The organism is Psychrobacillus faecigallinarum (assembly GCF_014836595.1).
GTDB classification, from domain to species: domain Bacteria; phylum Bacillota; class Bacilli; order Bacillales_A; family Planococcaceae; genus Psychrobacillus; species Psychrobacillus faecigallinarum.
The window spans coordinates 134,401-153,776 of sequence record NZ_JACSQO010000005.1 but is presented as its reverse complement, the minus strand read 5'-3'; the positions used below and the strand labels follow the sequence as shown (position 1 = coordinate 153,776).

At 37.3% G+C, this 19,376-nt stretch carries 20 protein-coding genes; 13 read left to right on the top strand and 7 right to left on the bottom strand.

The window, feature by feature from the left end:
• Positions 1-192 precede the first annotated feature (192 nt).
• The 10 genes from H9650_RS11840 (at position 193) to H9650_RS11800 (ending at position 10,431) form a co-directional block, all read left to right on the top strand.
• A complete protein-coding gene (locus H9650_RS11840; RefSeq protein WP_151111748.1) occupies positions 193-1,428 on the top strand; it encodes an MFS transporter in 1,236 nt (411 codons plus the stop codon).
• Positions 1,429-1,481: 53 nt separating this feature from the next.
• Positions 1,482-1,604, top strand: a complete 123-nt coding sequence (locus tag H9650_RS20675; protein WP_255475357.1) for a hypothetical protein — start codon at positions 1,482-1,484, stop codon at positions 1,602-1,604.
• Between the two features lie 284 nt (positions 1,605-1,888).
• Positions 1,889-2,845 (top strand): ABC transporter permease, encoded by a 957-nt coding sequence (locus H9650_RS11835; RefSeq protein ID WP_144538308.1) that lies wholly within the window; start codon positions 1,889-1,891, stop codon positions 2,843-2,845.
• Positions 2,832-3,788, top strand: a complete 957-nt coding sequence (locus tag H9650_RS11830; protein WP_151111746.1) for an iron chelate uptake ABC transporter family permease subunit — start codon at positions 2,832-2,834, stop codon at positions 3,786-3,788. Before H9650_RS11835 ends, H9650_RS11830 begins: the two co-directional genes overlap by 14 nt.
• Positions 3,785-4,549: an iron ABC transporter ATP-binding protein gene (locus H9650_RS11825; protein ID WP_191697315.1), complete on the top strand. Its 765-nt coding sequence runs from the start codon at positions 3,785-3,787 to the stop codon at positions 4,547-4,549. The genes H9650_RS11830 and H9650_RS11825 overlap by 4 nt, the downstream gene beginning before the upstream one ends.
• Before the next feature lie 218 nt (positions 4,550-4,767).
• Entirely contained in the window at positions 4,768-5,808 is a 1,041-nt protein-coding gene (locus tag H9650_RS11820) for a siderophore ABC transporter substrate-binding protein (protein WP_191697314.1), read from the top strand.
• 264 nt (positions 5,809-6,072) lie between these two features.
• Positions 6,073-7,731 carry a sulfite exporter TauE/SafE family protein gene (locus H9650_RS11815; protein ID WP_191697313.1) on the top strand — a complete coding sequence of 553 codons (1,659 nt, stop codon included), beginning with the start codon at positions 6,073-6,075 and terminating at the stop codon, positions 7,729-7,731.
• A 145-nt stretch (positions 7,732-7,876) separates the two neighbouring features.
• Positions 7,877-8,656, top strand: coding sequence for an alpha/beta fold hydrolase (locus H9650_RS11810; protein WP_191697337.1), 780 nt, complete (start codon positions 7,877-7,879; stop codon positions 8,654-8,656).
• A 148-nt stretch (positions 8,657-8,804) separates the two neighbouring features.
• On the top strand, positions 8,805-9,536 hold the full coding sequence (locus H9650_RS11805) for an SDR family NAD(P)-dependent oxidoreductase (protein WP_191697312.1): 732 nt from the start codon (positions 8,805-8,807) through the stop codon (positions 9,534-9,536).
• Positions 9,537-9,609: 73 nt separating this feature from the next.
• Entirely contained in the window at positions 9,610-10,431 is an 822-nt protein-coding gene (locus H9650_RS11800; RefSeq protein ID WP_225321611.1) for a squalene/phytoene synthase family protein, read from the top strand.
• Between the two features lie 122 nt (positions 10,432-10,553).
• Here H9650_RS11800 and H9650_RS11795 read toward each other — a convergent pair whose 3' ends face one another.
• The 5 genes from H9650_RS11795 to H9650_RS11775 all read right to left on the bottom strand — a co-directional run bounded on the left by H9650_RS11795 (position 10,554) and on the right by H9650_RS11775 (position 14,589).
• Entirely contained in the window at positions 10,554-11,888 is a 1,335-nt protein-coding gene (locus H9650_RS11795; RefSeq protein WP_191697311.1) for an NAD(P)-binding domain-containing protein, read from the bottom strand.
• Between the two features lie 71 nt (positions 11,889-11,959).
• Positions 11,960-12,406: a MarR family winged helix-turn-helix transcriptional regulator gene (locus H9650_RS11790; RefSeq protein ID WP_191697310.1), complete on the bottom strand. Its 447-nt coding sequence runs from the start codon at positions 12,404-12,406 to the stop codon at positions 11,960-11,962.
• Between the two features lie 92 nt (positions 12,407-12,498).
• On the bottom strand, positions 12,499-12,918 hold the full coding sequence (gene arsC / locus H9650_RS11785) for an arsenate reductase (thioredoxin) (RefSeq protein WP_144538316.1): 420 nt from the start codon (positions 12,916-12,918) through the stop codon (positions 12,499-12,501).
• Positions 12,919-12,939: 21 nt separating this feature from the next.
• Positions 12,940-14,235 carry an arsenic transporter gene (locus tag H9650_RS11780; protein WP_191697309.1) on the bottom strand — a complete coding sequence of 432 codons (1,296 nt, stop codon included), beginning with the start codon at positions 14,233-14,235 and terminating at the stop codon, positions 12,940-12,942.
• Between the two features lie 18 nt (positions 14,236-14,253).
• On the bottom strand, positions 14,254-14,589 hold the full coding sequence (locus tag H9650_RS11775; protein ID WP_144538318.1) for an ArsR/SmtB family transcription factor: 336 nt from the start codon (positions 14,587-14,589) through the stop codon (positions 14,254-14,256).
• Positions 14,590-14,729: 140 nt separating this feature from the next.
• On the opposite strand from H9650_RS11775, the gene H9650_RS11770 reads away from it, so the two are divergent.
• Positions 14,730-15,155, top strand: coding sequence for a GatB/YqeY domain-containing protein (locus tag H9650_RS11770; RefSeq protein ID WP_144538319.1), 426 nt, complete (start codon positions 14,730-14,732; stop codon positions 15,153-15,155).
• Positions 15,156-15,603: 448 nt separating this feature from the next.
• Here H9650_RS11770 and H9650_RS11765 read toward each other — a convergent pair whose 3' ends face one another.
• Positions 15,604-16,797 carry a class I SAM-dependent rRNA methyltransferase gene (locus tag H9650_RS11765; protein WP_191697308.1) on the bottom strand — a complete coding sequence of 398 codons (1,194 nt, stop codon included), beginning with the start codon at positions 16,795-16,797 and terminating at the stop codon, positions 15,604-15,606.
• A 277-nt stretch (positions 16,798-17,074) separates the two neighbouring features.
• Here H9650_RS11765 and H9650_RS11760 point away from each other — a divergent pair, with 277 nt between their 5' ends.
• Positions 17,075-17,320 carry a hypothetical protein gene (locus H9650_RS11760; RefSeq protein WP_144538321.1) on the top strand — a complete coding sequence of 82 codons (246 nt, stop codon included), beginning with the start codon at positions 17,075-17,077 and terminating at the stop codon, positions 17,318-17,320.
• A gap of 40 nt (positions 17,321-17,360) precedes the next feature.
• Positions 17,361-19,127, top strand: a complete 1,767-nt coding sequence (gene recQ, locus H9650_RS11755; protein ID WP_191697307.1) for a DNA helicase RecQ — start codon at positions 17,361-17,363, stop codon at positions 19,125-19,127.
• Here recQ and H9650_RS11750 read toward each other — a convergent pair.
• Positions 19,112-19,333 (bottom strand): DUF2187 family protein, encoded by a 222-nt coding sequence (locus tag H9650_RS11750; RefSeq protein WP_144538323.1) that lies wholly within the window; start codon positions 19,331-19,333, stop codon positions 19,112-19,114. The genes recQ and H9650_RS11750 overlap by 16 nt on opposite strands.
• Positions 19,334-19,376 lie beyond the last annotated feature (43 nt).

Genomic DNA, 19,376 nt, shown 5'->3' with positions numbered 1-19,376 from the left:
ATTTTTTCAAATTTTTTATGAAGTTCCTGTGCAAGCTTGTCACAAACAGGAGTATTGTGTTGGATGAAGAGCTGCATCCTCTCTTTTCTTCAGTCAAATGTATGAGAACCATTCAAGACCTTTGACTGAATGCGCGATACTTCGATTCCCTTATATTTAAAATAGTAAGAATATTTTAAGGGGTGTTTGACGATGAAAACTTTATATCAGGATTCACGATTTTGGTTAATTATATTTGCTAATATAGCTTCCTCTATTGGCTCAGGAATAACGATGATTGCAATTCCTTGGATGCTAGTGACGAGTGACGATGGCAATGCTGTATTTGGGTACATTACAATTTCTATGACTATCATTAGTTTTATAATTACGCCCTTTGTAGGTTCTTTAGTGGATAGAATGTCCAGAAAGAAATTACTTTTAATCAGCGAAGTGGTTTGTTTAGTTGTATTATTGTTTTTTGCCTCTATTGGATTTTTAGGTTTATCCTATGAAATCTGGCACTATACACTAATTTATATGATTGGTAGTCTATATTACACAATTTTTTATCCAACCATGTTTGCGATGAATCAAGAAATTTTCCATAAGGATCAGTATAAGTCTTTAAATGGAACGATGGAGGTACAGGGCCAGCTTTCTAGTATGATTGCTGGGGGAGTGGCGAGTATTTTACTGATGAAATGGGATTTACATTATATTTTATTATTAGATGTATTGACGTACGGAGCAGCGATATACTTTTATGTTAAGCTACCTTACACAAGAGTAAAACGACCGAAGGCAGAAAAGGTGGAGAAAGGTAAAACGTGGGAAGGCTTAGTTTATATGTTGGCTCGTCCAACCATGTTTGTCTTTTTAGTATTTTCTTTTATGCCTTTTATAGGGGTCATGCTAACAAATTATTTGTTTCCTGTTTATCTAGTTGAGGTGTTAGACGCGGATGCAAGTGTATATGGTTTAGAAGGGATGATATATGCTGCTGGTGCAGTGCTAGCAGGTATTGTTGTTCCTATTCTGGCGCAAAAACTAGGAAATGAGAAGACAATCATTTTAGGAGTGCTTATTTATACGGTTGCGATTTCCATGATAGTCTTTGTTGAACTACCTATTTACTTAACATTAATGTTGTTTTTAGCGATTGGAAACAGTGGAGCTCGGGTTGCGAGGAATTCCTTCCTGATGGATCAAATTCCAAACGAAATCATTGGTAGGGTTGATAGTTTGTTTCGTTCCATTGGTTTACTCATAAGAATTTTATTGCTAGCCCTTTTTACTGGAATGGTTTCTTCAGGTCTAATCGTCATGTGTTTCTATGTTCTAAGTGGCGTATTGGTCGTGTCTGCCTTTATGGTGACGATCAGCTGGAAGAGGGGCTTTGAGGTTAAAAAGAAAAAGACGATATGTCTAGAAGAAGTTAGTATGTAGAAGTATACATTTCAAATAATAAGTTGTATGTTTGGGGGGGCTTAGGGTAATGGATGAAGTCCCAAATGATGAACGAGCAAATGGATTTCGCTGAAGAATCGCAACCATGGAGATGCTTAGAAGTATATATAAGATTTACATTTGAACAGGATGATAAAATTTTAATAAGTAATTAAATGCTACTACAAAAAGTTAATAAGTAATATAGCTGCTTAATAAAAATGGGCAGTTTTTTTATATTCGCTTGATAGGGAAAGTAAGCGAGAGTCGAATTGCCCTTCTTCCATATCTTTTTATGAAGTCTCGTAATTTTAGAGTACAAAGAATAGTGAAAATTAATAGTGTTATCGAGTAGAACAGGTTGATTTTACTATATTCCTTGTTTATAATGAAAGACGACTCAATAATGATAATCGTTATCAATAAAATTGAGAAAAATAATTTTTTATGGGGATTACAAATGAGATTATGGATATTAGTAGTAGCAACTATTATCCTATCCTTTATTTCGCTATTTATAGGAGCCATTGATATTAAACCGAGTGATCTGCTTGATTGGGACTCCCAAAAGACCCAAATCTTTTTAATGAGTCGATTGCCACGCTTAATGGCAATTATATTAGCTGGTGCAGGAATGGGTATTGCGGGCTTAATTATGCAAAGCTTAAGCCGAAACAAATTCGTATCACCGACAACGGCTGGTACACTTGATGCAGCAAAACTAGGTGTTATAGTTTCGATGATATTCTTTACAAATATGTCTTATATGGGACAGATTTTCTTTAGTTTTACATTTGCTCTAATTGGAACTTTTATCTTTATGCAATTGCTTGAGCGTATTAAATTTAAGGATGTTATTTTCGTACCTTTAATCGGTATTATGTACGGTAATATCATTGGGGCCATCTCAACATTCTTAGGATATGAAGCAGATGTTTTACAAAATGTTGAATCATTCTTTTTAGGGAGCTTTACATTAGTTGTCTCTGGGCGCTATGAATTACTATACGTAGCTGTACCAGCGATTATTATTGCTTATATTTATGCAAATAAATTCACTGTAGCAGGTATGGGTGAGGATTTTGCAAAAAACTTAGGCCTAAGTTATCGTACAGTGTTAAATATAGGTCTTGTCATTGTAGCGATAATTTCTACAACGGTTGTTTTAACAGTAGGTATTATCCCATTCTTAGGTTTAATCGTTCCTAACCTTGTTTCTTTGTATCTGGGAGATAATTTACGCAAGACAATACCGCATACTATTTTCATGGGTGCTGCATTCTTACTCGCATGTGATATTATAAGCCGTTTAATTGTCCATCCATATGAAATTCCGGTTAATACGACAGTCGCCGTAATTGGCAGTGCGATCTTCTTAATTATGTTGTTTAGGGGGAAAGCATATGCGAAAAAATAGTACCAAGCTAATTATTTTAGGTGTTATTGCGTTAATATTTATGGCGTTGTTTGCATTTTATAATATTCAGGGTGGTTTCAGTTATGCCTTTCCAAAGCGTTTAGAGCGTTTAGCTGCAATGGTTATTACTGGTACAGCAATTGCATATGCGACGGTTATATTCCAGACTGTAACACATAACCGTTTATTAACACCTTCCGTAATGGGTATTGACTCTATGTATCAAGTAGTGCAAACGGTAATATACTTTACAGCAGGTTCAGCTTCTGTTTTCGTCGTAAGCCGTTACTTAAACTTTAGTGTATCTATTATTGCGATGGTAATTTTCGCTTTAATCTTATATCGTTTTTTATTCCGAGCAGATAAATATCCAATTTTCCTTCTATTGTTAGCGGGTATGATTATTGGAACCTTGTTAGGAAGTCTAGTAACATTCATGCAAGTTATTATTGATCCTGTAGAGTATGAAAGTCTACAAGCTCGATTGTTTGCAAGCTTTATGAATGTGAAAACAGAATTGTTACTTATTGCAATAGTTATACTGGGACTTGCATTTTTGTATGGTTCTCGATTATTGAGAGATTTGAATGTTGTATCATTAGGTCGAGATAATGCCATCAATCTAGGTGTTAACTATGACAGAATCGTACTACAAGTTTTAATATTATCTTCTGTGTTAATAGCTACTTCAACAGCGTTAGTTGGACCTGTCACATTCTTAGGTTTAATTGTAGCGAATGTAGCGTATCAATATTTAGACACCTATAAACATTCTGTATTGATTGTTGGGGCGAGCCTGATTAGTATTATAGCGCTTGTCGGAGGACAATTTCTCGTGCAGCATGTATTCCATTTGAATACAACGATTAGTGTAATAATTAACTTTGTCGGTGGGATTTACTTTATTTACTTATTACTAAAGGAAAGTAGGAAAGCAGAATGATTGAAATTAAAGAGCTTTCTAAAAGCTTTGGGAAAAAAACGGTCGTTGAAAATGTAACATTAAAAATCCAACCAAAGGCTATCACTTCTTTTATTGGCCCAAATGGTGCTGGTAAATCCACTTTGTTATCAATGGTGAGCCGACTATTAGATGCTGATACAGGGGAAGTATTTTTAGATCAAACGGACGTAAAGAAAATGAAGTCAGATACTTTTGCAAAGCGAGTAGCTATTTTAAAACAGGCAAACCACTTAAATATACGTTTAACTGTTCGCGAGCTTGTTTCCTTTGGTCGCTATCCGTATTCCAAGGGCCGACTAAATGCAGAGGATGAAAAATTGGTCGACCAAGCACTGGAATATATGAACTTAACCGAGATGCAAGATAGTTTTTTAGATGAGTTATCGGGTGGTCAAAAACAGCGTGCATTTATTTCAATGGTTATTGCTCAGGATACAGAATATATTTTATTAGATGAGCCCTTAAATAATCTAGATATGAAACATTCTGTACAAATTATGAAAATTTTACGCAAGCTTGTAGATGATTTAGGGAAAACTGTAGTCATTGTATTACATGACATTAACTTTGCTTCTGTATACTCTGATCGCATCGTAGCATTAAAGGATGGCCGTCTTGTAAAGGATGGTCCAACGCATGAGATTATTAACTCGGAAGCTTTACGTGATGTATATGATATGGATATTCCTGTACAAGTGCAAGATGGTTGCCGTATTTGCGTATACTTCAATTCCCATTAATTTTCAGCAAAATGTTTTATCTCTAATAGGTAGAAGATTCAATCTGCGTGCATGAGTCTAGTCACTTATGCACGTATTTAATGCGGTTTAAATGAGAATGAGAATTAATTGCAAAAATGAGTTGACAAATTTTGTGCGTTTCATTTAAACTGATTACAGACGAATGAAAATGATAATCATTTTCAATTAAAGATAGTATTTCTAGGAGGAAGCAAAAGATGAAGAAATGGAAACTTTTAACTGCGTTAGCAGCTTTAACATTAATGCTGGGAGCATGTAACTCAGATGACGAATCATCAGCTGGAGAATCTACTGATAAAGAAACACCTGTTGCAGAAAATGAGGTGGCGGAAACTTCTGCATTCCCAATGACAGTATCTTCCTTAACTGCTTCACGTGAAGATGAAGAAAAAGGTACAACAATCACATTTGAAGATGTTACATTAGAAAAAATGCCTGAACGTATTATCACATTGGACTATGGATTCTTAGATACACTTGATGCTTTAGGTGTGGAAGGTATCGTAGGAATCGCAGCTGGCGGTGGTAAAGGTAACATCCCTCCGCACTTAAAAGAAAAATATGTTGTTGACGGTGTTGCTGATGTTGGTACATTAAAACAAATTGACTTTGAAGCAGTAGCAGCTGCTGAACCAGATGTTATTTTTATCTCTGGTCGTCAATCTCCATTCTATGAAGAATTGAAAGAAATCACACCGAACGTAGTATTCATCGGTTCTGATAACCAAAACTATATTGATGCTGTAAATGAAACAGTTGACTTAGCAGCTCAAATCTTTGATAAAGAAACAGAAGCTAAAGAATTAAAAGCAGCGTTACAAGAGAAAGTAGATGCTGTGAAAGAAAAAGCAGCAGGTTATGAAAACGCATTAGTAGCAATGTACAACGATAAGAAAATCTCTGGTTTCGATAACGGGGCAGATTCTCGTTTTGCTTACGTATATAATGACTTTGGCTTTAAACCAGCGACTACTGATATTGAAGCTTCATCACATGGTTCTGATTTCTCTTACGAGTCAATCCTTTCTGTTGACCCAGAAGTATTACTAATTATTGATCGTACTGCTTCTGATGTAGAAACAATTAAAGCAGACATCGAAAATGATATTATCAAACAAACTCGTGCTTACAAAGAAGGCAAAATCGTATACCTAGACGGTGTTAACTGGTACTTCTCAAGCAACGGTGTAACAACAGAAACAGAAAAATTAGATGAAATCTTAAATGAATTAAAATAATTTTTTGGATCTCAACAAAAGGTACCCTATAAGATAGACACTTTGAAAAAAGGTCATCTTATAGGGTATTTTTGTTTTAAAGAAAATCCTATATGAGAAAAAATAGCTATGAAAATCGTATGAAGAGCGTATAGAAACGGTATAATGGCGGCAATTTATCAGCTCTTATGGCTACTTTCAAAAATCAATATAACGAAAAGCTTGAAACTATTTCTTCTTACGACCGTATAAAGAAGTATGAATAAAAGAAAGAAGGATGGATAAATGGCTTATGTATTTATTATTTCAGCCGTAGTCGCAATTGTTACTGCATTATTAGTAGTCCCACTCGGCGGCGATCGAAAAGATAAAGTTTCTTCAATTGCTTTACTAACAATCCTAACATTCGTCGTAGTTGCAATTATATACTATGTAACCAATTTGGATAGAAACTGGACTGCCTTATGGCCATGGCTAGTGATTATAACTTTTGCAGGAACATTTTTGGCAAGAGGCGTAGAACAAAAGGTAAAAGGAGTTCTTTTACTGGGTAGCTTAGCTCTAACGATTTATATGCTTTCAGCTCCGGTTTGGAATGCTGATAAAAAGTACGATGTAGCGAAAATGGATGAACAAGTGGAAATCGAAGCATTCGATGAAACAAAGACACCAGCTAGTGTTCCTCCTAAGTTTGCTCGTAACAAAATGAAGAAGGCATTTGGGCAAGTGCCAAACACAAGCTATTATGAATTGGGTAATTTACAAATTCAAAAAGTAGATGGCAAGTACGTTTATATTGCACCCGTAGAATTTTCAGGATTCTTCAAGTGGTGGAATGGGGATGTTACTCCAGGGTATTTTACAATGAGTGCAACCGATTCGGCGGATAATCCGAAATTTGTAAAAGCAGACATGACTTATACACCATCATCATATCTTCATAAAAACTTGGAAAGACATATGCGTATGAAGCATCCGAATAAAATCTTTTATGGAGATGCACAATTAGAAATTGATGAAGATGGTGAGCCATATTATATTCGATCATATGGTAAATTCATCACAGCTCGTAACGGTTTTGATGTAGAAGGTATTGTCGTTGTAGACCCTTCAACAGGCCAAACAGAATCGTTTGCGCTTGCAGATGTCCCAGAATTTATCGATGGTGCGGTGTCACCAGAGACGGTTAGCTTACAAAATAGCTATTACGGAAAATATGTACATGGGTTTATCAATAGCTTGATTGGTAAAAAGGACGTGAGGCTACCTTCAGATGAGGGAACAGAGGCAAACGTCAGCCCAATCTTCACTGAAAATGGAGAAATGTATTATTTTACAGACTTTACGAGTCCAAAAGAAGGTGTAGATTCTATGCTTGGCTATTCCTTGACGGACGGGCGAACAGGCAAAGCGACCTACTACACTGGAAACCTTGAGGATTCCTATATGGACTCGCAAGGGGCACTTCAAATTATTGAAAAGAAATTTATTGAAAAGAAATGGTCCGGTGAAATGCCAGTTCTGTATAATTTCTACGGAGAGGCAAGCTGGCTAACACCAGTACTGGATTCAAACGGATTCTTACAGAATTACTTTATCGTCTCAGCCGCTAACCCAGAAATATCGGTATATGGTAATACACCGAATGAGGCATTAAAACTCTATAAAACAGCAATTCAGCGTGGAGGAAGTACAGTAGATGGCAGTTCAAGCGCTGAGGAAAAATCAGTCTCTGGCACAGTAGTACGTGTATTTAAAGAACGTGTGGGAGACTTCACGCAAGTATCGTTCTTGCTAGACAATAAAATAAATTACATTGTCTCTTCAGAAATGGCGCCATTCGTTGTTTATATGGAAGTAGGCGACAAGGTACAGGTGAAGTACTTAGAAACTGGAGAGTTATTCTTACCAGTGAAGGAAGTAACGATAGAAGGTATTGAATAACTGAATAGAGAGTGACTTACTCTTAATAGCTGCGCCCATTCTATGCCCTCCCAAGGCTAGAATGGGACTTTTTATGTCAAAAGTAACTCATGTCTAATGAGATGAATACGCTAATGAAAATCAATTGAACAATGGAGGAAGTAGTATAGGGTATTTTGTAAACGTAGAACCAGGTGTGAATTTATATGTGGAAGACATAAATCCTACCGGCTCAAAAACCATCTTGTTTGTTCATGGCTGGCCGTTAAGTCACAAGCAGTTTGAGTATCAGTTTGATGTGCTCCCACATATGGGGTATCGCTGTATAGGTCTGGATTGGAGAGGATTTGGCCAGTCTGATAAACCAATAGACGGGTACACGTATGATAGGCTGGCGGATGATATTCTAGCAATAGTAGATGCACTTCAATTAGATGATTTTGCACTAGTAGGTCATTCAACAGGAGGGGCAATAGCTATACGCTATATGTCTAGGTACAATGGAAAAGGTGTTACACATCTTGTTTTAGTGGATTCTGCAGCACCAACAGGTTTTACAAAAGACACAGCTGACCATTTTTTACATTTAGCATTGAATGATCGACCTAAGATGATGCGAGAAGTAACGGATAGTTTCTTTTTTCAATATGCTACGGAGGAGTTTTGTGATTGGTTCTTTCACATGGGATTGCAAGCAGCTGGGTGGTCTACAGCAGCAGTCATCGAGTTACTTAGAGATGAAAATGTTCAACAGGATCTACGCCAAATAGTTACACCAACGATTATTGTACATGGCATCCATGATAGGGTTATCCCTTTTTCTCAAGCTGAGGAAATTCATCAGCAAATTTCAAACTCACAATTGTTGCCGTTTTACTACAGTGGTCATGGTCCCTTCTGGGAGGAAAGAGAAAGGTTTAATAGCTTGTTAATGGACTTTATTTAATGAAAGCTTGCTGGTGATTCTGACTAGACCTAGAAAAAATATTTTCGAGGTCTTTTTTTATTTTCTCCAAACTTGTACATAAACATAATTGAAAGTAGCTAAAAGGAAAGATATGCTAATAGTAATAGCAATTGAAGGGGGAAATGAAATGGATGTATTTATCGTAACGGGATCAACTAACGGTATTGGACAAGAGTTAGTAAAGCAATTACTAGACAACAATAAAGTGGTATATGGGATTGCTAGAGGAGAAAGTAAATTTGAGCATTCTAATTATCATCACTTCATATTAGATTTAGCTAAAACTGAAAAAATAGCGGAAACTATGGAAGAGTTGATGAATGAAGTCATAGAGGGTGCAACGACTATAACACTTATCAATAACGCAGGAACAATTGAACCTATCGGGACAGCGGGAGATATAGATAACAATTTAGTGGCAAAAAGTATTGCAGTAAACTTAACTGCGCCTATGATTTTGACGGGAACATTTATAAAGATGACAGAACAAAAAGAAATTCCAAAGAAGGTTATGCAAATCTCTTCTGGCGCGGGCCGTAAGGGATATGAGGGGTGGAGCAGCTATTGTGCTGGGAAGGCTGGTCTAGATCGATTTACTGAAGCAGTTCAGCTGGAGGAGGCAAGCAAATCTAATGGAGTGAAATTGGTTTCGATTGCTCCAGGAATTATTGATACAAATATGCAAGGTAGAATTCGGGAATCCACGGAAAGTGAGTTTCCATTAGTTGATCGTTTCAAGGAATATAAGAATACCGGTCAGTTAAGTAGTGCGGAGGAAGTTGCTTCCAAACTAATTAGATTTGTGGAAAGCGAACAATATTATACAAGCGAAGTTGTAACAGATTTACGACAACTGTAAGGAGTCGTTTTATCTTTTTGTGAAAATCCGATACAATAGAGGATAGAGTAGATTGTGAAATGGAGGCCTAGTTGTGCGTGAAGTAGCAACATTACAAAAAGAAGCAATGGATATGCTGAAGAAAACAAGCAGAACCTTTTATATACCAATTACTTTTTTAGAACCTACTCTAAAAAAGGCGGTTGCCTCTGCGTATCTCTGTATGCGTGCAATTGACGAGATTGAAGACCATGAAACATTAGATTCACAAGCAAAACAGCGTTTACTATTAGAAACTAGCAAAATGCTGGTAAATGATTTTGATAAAAAAGAATATGAAATGCTTGTAGCTCCATATCAAGAAACTCTGCCAGCAGTTTCCTTAAGACTGGGAGATTGGCTTGAAATTTGTCCGAAAGATCTAGTAGAGACTGTTAAGACCTATACTGCTGAAATGGCAGAAGGAATGGCAAAGTGGACAAAGAAGGAATGGCAAGTAAAAACAAAAGAAGACTTGGACGAGTATACGTACTATGTAGCTGGGCTTGTTGGTGTAATGCTTTCTGACCTATGGAAATGGAATGCTGACATTGAAACAGACCGTGATCTAGCAATTGCTTATGGTCGAGGCCTACAGGCAGTAAATATTTTACGTAATAAGGAAGAGGATAGTGAGCGCGGGGTTCAGTTTTTCCCAGAAGGATGGACACGAGCAGATATGTTTGAATATGCTGAGGGCAACCTAGCTAAAGCGGATGAATATATTAAAAGCATTAATCGCAAAAGCATCCTATTATTCTGCAAGCTACCTCTTGCATTAGCTCATAAAACATTAAAAGCACTAAAGAATGGACAAGAAAAAATGTCTCGTTCGGAAGTTGAAGAAACCGTTGTAGAAGTACAAGCGGAAGTTTAAATATACGTAAAAATCCCGAGACATAAGTTCTCGGGATTTTTTTAAAGAGATATATTTTTGTGAAGTTTAGTATAGATTCTTGATTCTATATTAGAAAAAACTATAGAGCCTACTCGCTTTTCCTAGCAACAAGTAGATGCTGGGTCATTCAAATTCACACTACAAACACCGGTTTCTGGCAAATCTAACTCAACATTTTTGGCAGAAACCAAATCTCCCGTCAGATATGCTACGATAGAGCGCACTTGCTCATATCCTGTAGCCATTAGAAATGTAGGTGCTCGACCATAGCTTTTCATACCAACAATGTAATATCCCTTTTCAGGCTGTCGTAATTCTTCTTCTCCATGAGGACGAACTGTTCCACAGCTATGAAGATTAGGGTCGATTAACGGAGCCAGAGCCTCTACGCTCTCGGTAGCAGTATCAATGCTTAATCTAATCTCTCTTGTCATGGAAAGATCTGGACGACTACCTGTATTAGCAATTATTTCATCGACAGGTGGGAGAACCATCTCTTTGCTCGCGAATTCTCCACCAATCTCAATACCTTTCTCTGTCTTGATAAGCTGGTGGATGTGGAATGGTGTAAATACTTGAATCTTGCCTGAATCGATTAACTGGTGAATTTTACTTCCTAATTTCCCTCGAGCTGCAAGTGCGTCCTTTTCCTCTCCTCCATATGCAGATTCTACATTTTTCTTTCTCATAATCCATGTGATTTTCACATCGTCTTTTAACTGAGCGAGCTCTAGAATTGTATTGATAGCCGAATGACCACCACCAACAACCGCTACTCGTTTTCCTTTGTATTTTTGTAAAGCTGATCCAAGAATATGAGGAATTCCATAATATATATGATCTTTTAAATCTTTTTCCGTATTAGTCCATATATTGTCTGCATTAATGGGATTTGGATTGGACCAAGTTCCAGTTGCATCAATAACAGCTCTCGCTTCGATTCTATTCGATAGTCCGCCTTGCTCCGTGTAAAGTACGAAGGGGGCATCTGATCGATTAGCAGTCTTCATTTTATCTAATCCTTTTTTGCTAATAGATAATACTCTCGTAGTAAGGAAAAGATAGCTCTTTATTTCTGGAAGACTAGCTAAAGGCTCTAAATAATTGCTAACCAGTTCTTGACCTAGAGGAAGTTCCTCAGGATTTGGAGCAATCCATCCCTGTTTCTCCAACAATTTCTTCGCAACTTTATCCACGTTATATTGCCATGGGGAAAATAAACGAACATGCCCCCAAGAAGTAATATGGTGGCCAACATTTTGACCTGACTCAAGAATTATGAAACGTTCTCCTGCATTTACCAAATGAGCAGCAGCAGCTAAACCAATTGGTCCAGCACCAATAATGGCAATAGGTAAATCTTTGCTCGGTTTAACTTTTTCAGAAGGAGAACAACAGCATCCAGTGCTAATAGGCTTTAATTGTATTTGATTCATTTAAATAACCTCCAATATATTATTTGTAAATTGCAAGTAATTACTATTTTTTTAAGCAAGCTTTCACTTGCTTAAAGTAGTGGGGTACAACAAACAGTTGATTTGGCCATCGCCTGATTCAATAATTGAATCGAGCGTATGACAGTTTCTTTTTCAAAATCATTCATATGGGAAAATACTTCTTCTAAATAGTCATTCATCGATTGGTCTATAGTTGTAGCGACGAACTTGCCTTGAGTTGTTAAAGAAAGTAGATAAACTCTTTTGTCCGTATGTGATGGTGTTTTCTTTACTAATTCCATCTTAACTAATGTTTGAATTTGTCTACTAAAGGTGGTGATATCTACTGCAAGAGCTTCAGCAATTTGTTGCATGGACCTTTCTGGCTGTTTATCGATTTCATAGAGAATATGGCTTTGTATGGTGGAAACGTCCACCGCCCCTATTGTACAGCAATTTTTATTTAATAATCCAAATCTACGTGTAAGTATTTGAAAAAGCTCTCGTTTATTATCCATGTGTTTCACCTCTGAATATAGCATATGCTAGTTATTTGTAAAATACAACTATTTTCTGTAAAACTTCGAGCTTTTTATGCTCGAAGTTATATTTACTTTCCGTATTCGCTAAAGTGCTTAATTCTTTCTCCAATTTCATCACGAACTCGCTGGAAGGTGCTCCATTTTTGTGCTTCCGAGCCATCTGCTTTGGCAGGATCATCAAACCCCCAATGCACTCTCTTTACGTGAGGAGGTGTGACGGGGCATTTATCTGCAGCATCTCCACATAGAGTGACAACTAGTTCTGCTTGATGAAGTGTTTCCTCATCAATAATATCCGAAGTGTGGTTAGAAATATCAATGCCAGCCTCTTTCATGGCTTTTATAGCGTTGGGATTGAGACCATGAGCTTCAATTCCAGCGCTTTTTACTGTCCAGTCTTTGCTTAAATAGTGTTTAGCCCAGCCCTCTGCCATTTGACTTCTGCAGGAATTACCCGTACACAAAAAGTAAATTATTTTGTTGGTCATATTAGATCTACTCCTTTATTTTTAGTAGGCTATTAAGGATAAATATAATCCTAAGAGTGTAATGAATAATATAGGTATTGTTAAGATAAGACCTGTTTTAAAATAAACTCCCCAAGAAATCTTAACGCCTTTTTGTGAAAGAACATGAAGCCAAACAAGGGTTGCGAGTGATCCGATAGGTGTAATTTTAGGACCTAAGTCGGAACCTATTATATTGGCATATATAAGTGCCTCCCTAATCGTGCCCGTAGTATTCGTCTCGGCTATAGCTAAGGCATCGACCATTACAGTAGGCATATTGTTCATGATTGATGATAAGAATGCAGCAATGAAGCCCATAGACATCGTTGCAGTAAATAATCCGTGTTCTGCTGCTCCCTCAATAATCTTTGCCAAAGCATGTGTCAAACCAGCATTTCCAAGGCCATAAACGACTACATACATACCAATAGAGAAAAAGACAATATTCCAGGGTGCTCCTTTTACTACAGCTCGAGTATCCACAACCGTACTTTTTCTTGCCATAACAATAAAAAATATTGCAACCAAACCTGCTACAAATGAAACTGGAAGTCCTATAAATTCGCTTGTAAAGTAACCAACTAATAAAATAGAAAGCACAAACCAGGATAGATGAAACATTTTCTTATCTTTTATAGCTTCTTTAGGCTCTTTTAACCTTGTTAAATCATACGTTCTTGGGATACTTTTTCTAAAATAAAACAACAATACAAGGATAGTTGCAGCTAAAGAAAATATATTCGGTAGAATCATTCGAGAAGCGTATTCTATAAAACCAATGCCAAAGAAATCAGCAGAAACAATGTTTACCAGATTACTGACGACAAACGGTAAAGAAGTCGTATCTGCTATAAAACCACTGGCCATGATAAAGGGGAATATCATTTTCTCCGAAAAATTCAAATTACGAACCATTGCCAATACAATTGGCGTAAGGATTAGTGCAGCCCCATCATTAGCAAAGAAAGCTGCTACTATTGCACCTAGGAGACTGACATAGACAAACATTTTAATACCGTTGCTTTTTGCTGCTCTAGCCATATGAAGAGCAGCCCATTCAAAAAGTCCAATCTCATCCAAGATTAAAGATATAAGGATAATGGCAATAAAGGAAAGGGTCGCATTCCAGGTGATATCTATAACTTCTAGGACATCATTAAATCCGACGACCCCAACTAACAATGCTACAATTGCCCCTGCGCAGGCAGACCAACCAATATTCAAGCCCCTCGGCTGCCAAATGACAAAGATAAGTGTGACGATAAAAATAATCGTTGCTAAAATAAGTGGTGACAATCTATAAACCTCCAATAATTACTTGCATGAAATACGTCGTCCTTGTTCCTCTAGCTGCTTCAGGTTAAAGTCTTGATTCGGCAGGTGTGCAAGAATGCTCTTCACAAGCGAAAAGAGTTCATTATCTCTATTTAGTGAATAGATAATCCATTGGCCCCGTCTAGACTCTTGAACTAACTCGGCATCCCTTAATTTTTTTATGTGCTGACTAATGGCAGGCTGGCTAGTTTTGAATATCTCCACAAATTCACAAACACAATAATCTTGAGATTCAAGCATCTTAATCATGCTGAGTCGTGTTTTATCACCCAACAGCTTGAATATATTCGCTGCTCGTTCTATTTCCTGTGTCATATGATATTTCTCCTTTTGTATATAAGTAATCGCTTATATAATACTTTGCTTATATATTAAATGCAACTAAATTTTACAGCAGAAGAAGAGGTGGACTATAATAAAATAAATGAGATGTAAAGTAGAAGGGAAGTATTAAAATGTTAAAAACAGCAGTATTTGATCAATTGAAACAAGCGATGCGTGATAAAGATGTGCTTTCTAAGGGAGTATTAACCCTTTTAAAGGCAGCTCTAGATAAAGCAGAAAAAGAAAAAGGATCCTCTTTAACTCCAGAAGAGGAAGTAGCGGTAGTAAACCGTGAAGTAAAACAAACAAACCAAGCATTGGATGGCGCAAAAGATGCAGGACGCGAAGATTTAATCGAAAAAGAGGAAGCAAAGCTGGTATTACTGAAGAGCTTCTTGCCTAAACAATTAAGTGAGGAAGAAATTGCTGCAGCTCTAACAGAAGCTGGAGTTACTAAGGGAATGAACATGGGAGATGCAATGAAAATTGCTAAACCATTACTAGCAGGAAAAGCAGATGGCGCTACAACATCTAAAGTGGTAAAGAGCTTAATCTAAAAAAAAGGGATGGCTGTGACTTGAATCACGACCATCCCTTTTATATTTGCTTGGAGCGCCAAACAAAGAAGCTTATCGAGCGCATTGTAAACCTTGCGGGAAATGGGATAAACCTTGCACAAATGGTCCAAATCCTTGCGGAAAAGGGTTAGAACCTTGCACAAATTTACTTAACCCTTGCAGAGAACACCCGGAACCTTGCAGTAATGATAAAACATTGTCCCATTACTTACTTGTCCGGTTCAGCGCAACCAAGGATATTTGCATCGAATGAAGAAATGCCTCCATTTGCTTGTCGGTGCAGAACAGCCGCTTACCCTTTTCTTATTGTCCAGTTTCAGCGGCTTGCCCCTCGAGGTCAAATGAGGAACTACTGCGGTGGCTGAGGAGCTGCCTCCTCGTATTTCCGCATTTGCTTGTCGGTGCAGATCAGCCGCTTACACTTTTCTTATATAGCTCGTATGAAAAGTACTTTTAAATAGTTACCCTCTTTAAAAAGTGGGGAAGTACGGAAATCATTTGGTAAAGAGAATTCTTCCTCAATTACGTACTTTTGACTGCTTTCTTTAAAAGCTTTTTCTACAAAGCTTTTAAATTTTTTCATTCCAAAGGTTGCATTGTTCGTGGAGGCAACTATTACACCATTTTTTTCAGTAATAGCAATTGCATCCTTCAATAATTTTGTATAATCTTTGGCAGAGCTGAATGTATACTTTTTCGAACGTGCAAAGCTAGGGGGATCTAAAATGACCATATCAAAGGATAGCTCCTTGCGCTTCGCGTACTTGAAATAATCAAAGACATCCATGACGATGATATCCTGCTTCTCAACGTCAATTCCATTTACCTCAAATTGCTCAGTTGTTTTGCTCAAACTACGCTTAGCTAAATCGACGCTAGTAGTTTTCTTAGCACCACCAGCTGCAGCAAAAACAGAAAATGCACCAGTATAAGAGAATGTATTAAGAACATTTTTTCCTTTGGCATACTCATCACGAATTTTTTTTCGGACATCCCTTTGATCTAGAAAGACTCCGACCATCGCACCGTCGTTCAAGTATATTGCAAAATTTTCCCCATTTTCTTTTACTAGGAGAGGGAATTCTCCTCGATTGCCTTTGACAAAATCGTCGTCCTCTAAATATTGTCCCTTAGTATCAAATCGTTTCTTTTCATAAATTCCTTTGTAGGAAGGGACAGCAGATTCCAATGCTTCTAAAATTAGCTCCTTAAACGCAAAAATCCCCTGGCTGTACCAGCTGATTAAATAAAAACCATCAAAATAATCAATAGTTAAACCGCCGATTCCATCTCCTTCCCCATTAAAGATGCGGAAAGCAGTTGTATCATCGCTATTAAAATAATCATCCCGATGCTTCAAAGCACTGGTGATTTTCTTTAGGAAGAAGTCAGTATCAATTGCTTCGGCTTCATTTTTGGTAAGTAACCAGCCAATCCCTTTATTTTGCTTTCCGACGTAGCCCTTCCCGATAAATTTTCCACCGGGATTACGCAGCTTTAAGATTGTGCCATCTACTAACGAATCTATTTCATGAAAGCCATCCTTCAATAAAACAGGAACGCCCTTCTGTAAATCATTTGCTAACAACTCTTTTACTTTTATATCTATTTCATTTCTCATCAAATTCATCCTTAAAATGTGTTTACTCTATTATCACATAAGAAACTAGATTTAAAAAGGAATGGGGTATTTGGTGTGGAGCTTAAGGAATTTATGGAGAAGAAGACATAAGTGCTTATACGAGACAATTAATGAGTTGTAGGAGGGCATATCTTACATAACTTTAATTGGCTCATTTCAAGAAGATAACAAACTCATTCCATATTTCACCCATGTACTCACATTATCCCTATGAATTTATGGTATACTAAACTATATGTCGGAAAGGAAGTTCGCTTTGAAAAAATCAAAAGTTATCATACCGATCATGGTAATTGTGGCTGTATTGGCATCGATTATTTTATCTCAAGAAGAATATAATGAAGTGACTATTATAAATAAGATCCTTATCGCACTTGGTGCAGCTATTGTGTCCTCTCTCTTAGGGTATATCCTCTTAAAACCAGACATCGACAAAGTTGATCCAAAACCCCAAACAAATCAAACTAATACAGGGAATAAAAAGAAGGGAAGCGGAAAATAATCTGTTTCCCTTTTTACTTCACTAGATAGGAGCGACCAGCATGCTAGAAAATGCAACTCAACTACTACAGGAATATTATGGGTATGACTCTTTTCGAGAAGGACAAGAGACTATTATAAACTATGTAATGGATGGCAAGTCGAGCCTATGCGTAATGCCAACAGGAGGCGGAAAGTCTCTTTGCTATCAAATTCCGTCCCTATTATTAGATGGTACAACGATAGTAATCTCTCCTCTAATCTCTCTGATGAAGGATCAAGTCGACACATTGTTGCAGGCTGGGATACCAGCAACTTTTATCAATAGTACATTGACGGCAGAAGAAGTCAGAGAAACGATGGAAGAGGTTTTGAATGGCCAATATAGAATGCTATATATTGCACCAGAGCGTTTGGAGTCTCAAAGTTTTTTAAACCAATTAAAAAAAGTGAAGGTGCCATTAATAGCAGTTGATGAGGCTCACTGTATCTCGCAATGGGGACATGATTTTCGACCTAGCTACCGTGCTATCCATCGGTTAAAGGACGTATTTACAGACCCCCCTGTTGTACTAGCACTAACAGCGACAGCAACACCAGCTGTACGAGACGACATTTGTCGTTTACTCCAAATTAATGACGACAATACCGTCATTACTGGATTTGCTCGTGCCAATCTTTCGTTCTCTGTTGTACTTGGACAAGACAAGAATAAATTTCTGAAGGATTTTATTAAAAAGAATGCGCACGAAGTTGGTATTATTTATGCAGCAACAAGAAAAACTGTAGATTTGCTGTATGATTTATTAAACAAATCAGGGGTTCAAGCAGCTAAATACCATGCTGGATTGCCTGAGGCATTTAGAAATAAGGAGCAGGAGCGATTTCTAACAGACGAGGCACAAGTTATGGTGGCTACAAATGCTTTTGGAATGGGAATTGACAAGTCCAATGTCAGATATGTCATTCACTATCAGCTTCCAAAAAACATGGAAAGTTATTACCAAGAGGCTGGAAGAGCTGGGCGTGATGGGCTCGCAAGTGAATGTGTCGTGTTATATGCATCTCAAGATGTACAAACTCAACGATTCTTAATAGATCAGGCTTTGGACCGTGAACGAATTCCACAAGAGCTAGAAAAGCTACAAGGAATGGTAGACTACTGTCATACAGAAAGTTGCTTACAGCAGTACATTGTCCAATATTTCGGTGAGCCAAATGGAGAACCTTGTGGTCAATGTGGAAATTGTACGGATTCCAGAGAAGTGCAGGATGTAACAAAGGAAGTACAGATGGTTCTATCTTGTGTGGTAAGGATGGGACAAAAATTTGGTAAGACGATTATCGCTCAAGTATTAACTGGTTCTCAAAACAAAAAAGTAGTAGATTTTGGGTTTACTAAGCTATCTACTTATGGGATTTTAAAGAATAAATCCTCTAAAGAAGTTTTAGGGCTTATGGAGTTTATGATTGCGGAAGGATTACTATTAGTAAAGCAGGGTAGTATGCCGACAATTTATATATCAGATGCAGGAAAAGATGTGTTGTTAGGAAAGAGAAAGATAACTCGTAAGGGAGTGGCGGTCACAAAGCAAATCGCTAAGAACGACCCATTATTTGAAGGTTTAAGGGTACTTCGGAAAAAAATTGCGGACGAAGCTGGTGTTCCACCGTTTGTTATATTTTCTGATAAAACATTACAAGACATGTGTGTAAAGCGTCCGCAAACCGAAGATGAATTATTAGATGTACATGGAGTAGGTGCTAATAAGCGAGACAAATATGGTCAAGCTTTTCTGGAAGAAATACTTCGTTATAGCACCGTATAATTTTTATGAGATACTACTGTAAGGTTGGAAGGAACATTAATTTTCTTCGCATCCTCCATAGATATTTCGACAATAACAGATTGCTCTAAAATTTTAAAAATAGTACCTTGTACTTCAACGTCATTACGTGTAAAAGAGATCTTCTCATCAATTTTCCGTGCTGCCACGAAAGGTGAAACGTCCTTAGGTTGTCGTTGGAAACTCATGTATCTGCCTCTTTTCAATTATTTTCACTCACAGAGCGATATG

Coding starts and splice junctions, on each gene's coding strand:
- H9650_RS11775 (WP_144538318.1), bottom strand. CDS start 14,589: ATGACACAGGAAATAGAACGAGCAGCGAATATATTCAAGCTGTTGGGT.
- H9650_RS20675 (WP_255475357.1), top strand. CDS start 1,482: ATGAAGTCCCAAATGATGAACGAGCAAATGGATTTCGCTGAAGAATCG.
- H9650_RS11840 (WP_151111748.1), top strand. CDS start 193: ATGAAAACTTTATATCAGGATTCACGATTTTGGTTAATTATATTTGCT.
- H9650_RS11825 (WP_191697315.1), top strand. CDS start 3,785: ATGATTGAAATTAAAGAGCTTTCTAAAAGCTTTGGGAAAAAAACGGTC.
- H9650_RS11805 (WP_191697312.1), top strand. CDS start 8,805: ATGGATGTATTTATCGTAACGGGATCAACTAACGGTATTGGACAAGAG.
- H9650_RS11750 (WP_144538323.1), bottom strand. CDS start 19,333: ATGAGTTTCCAACGACAACCTAAGGACGTTTCACCTTTCGTGGCAGCA.
- recQ (WP_191697307.1), top strand. CDS start 17,361: ATGCTAGAAAATGCAACTCAACTACTACAGGAATATTATGGGTATGAC.
- H9650_RS11765 (WP_191697308.1), bottom strand. CDS start 16,797: ATGAGAAATGAAATAGATATAAAAGTAAAAGAGTTGTTAGCAAATGAT.
- H9650_RS11835 (WP_144538308.1), top strand. CDS start 1,889: ATGAGATTATGGATATTAGTAGTAGCAACTATTATCCTATCCTTTATT.
- H9650_RS11820 (WP_191697314.1), top strand. CDS start 4,768: ATGAAGAAATGGAAACTTTTAACTGCGTTAGCAGCTTTAACATTAATG.
- H9650_RS11770 (WP_144538319.1), top strand. CDS start 14,730: ATGTTAAAAACAGCAGTATTTGATCAATTGAAACAAGCGATGCGTGAT.
- H9650_RS11815 (WP_191697313.1), top strand. CDS start 6,073: ATGGCTTATGTATTTATTATTTCAGCCGTAGTCGCAATTGTTACTGCA.
- arsC (WP_144538316.1), bottom strand. CDS start 12,918: ATGACCAACAAAATAATTTACTTTTTGTGTACGGGTAATTCCTGCAGA.
- H9650_RS11795 (WP_191697311.1), bottom strand. CDS start 11,888: ATGAATCAAATACAATTAAAGCCTATTAGCACTGGATGCTGTTGTTCT.
- H9650_RS11830 (WP_151111746.1), top strand. CDS start 2,832: ATGCGAAAAAATAGTACCAAGCTAATTATTTTAGGTGTTATTGCGTTA.
- H9650_RS11790 (WP_191697310.1), bottom strand. CDS start 12,406: ATGGATAATAAACGAGAGCTTTTTCAAATACTTACACGTAGATTTGGA.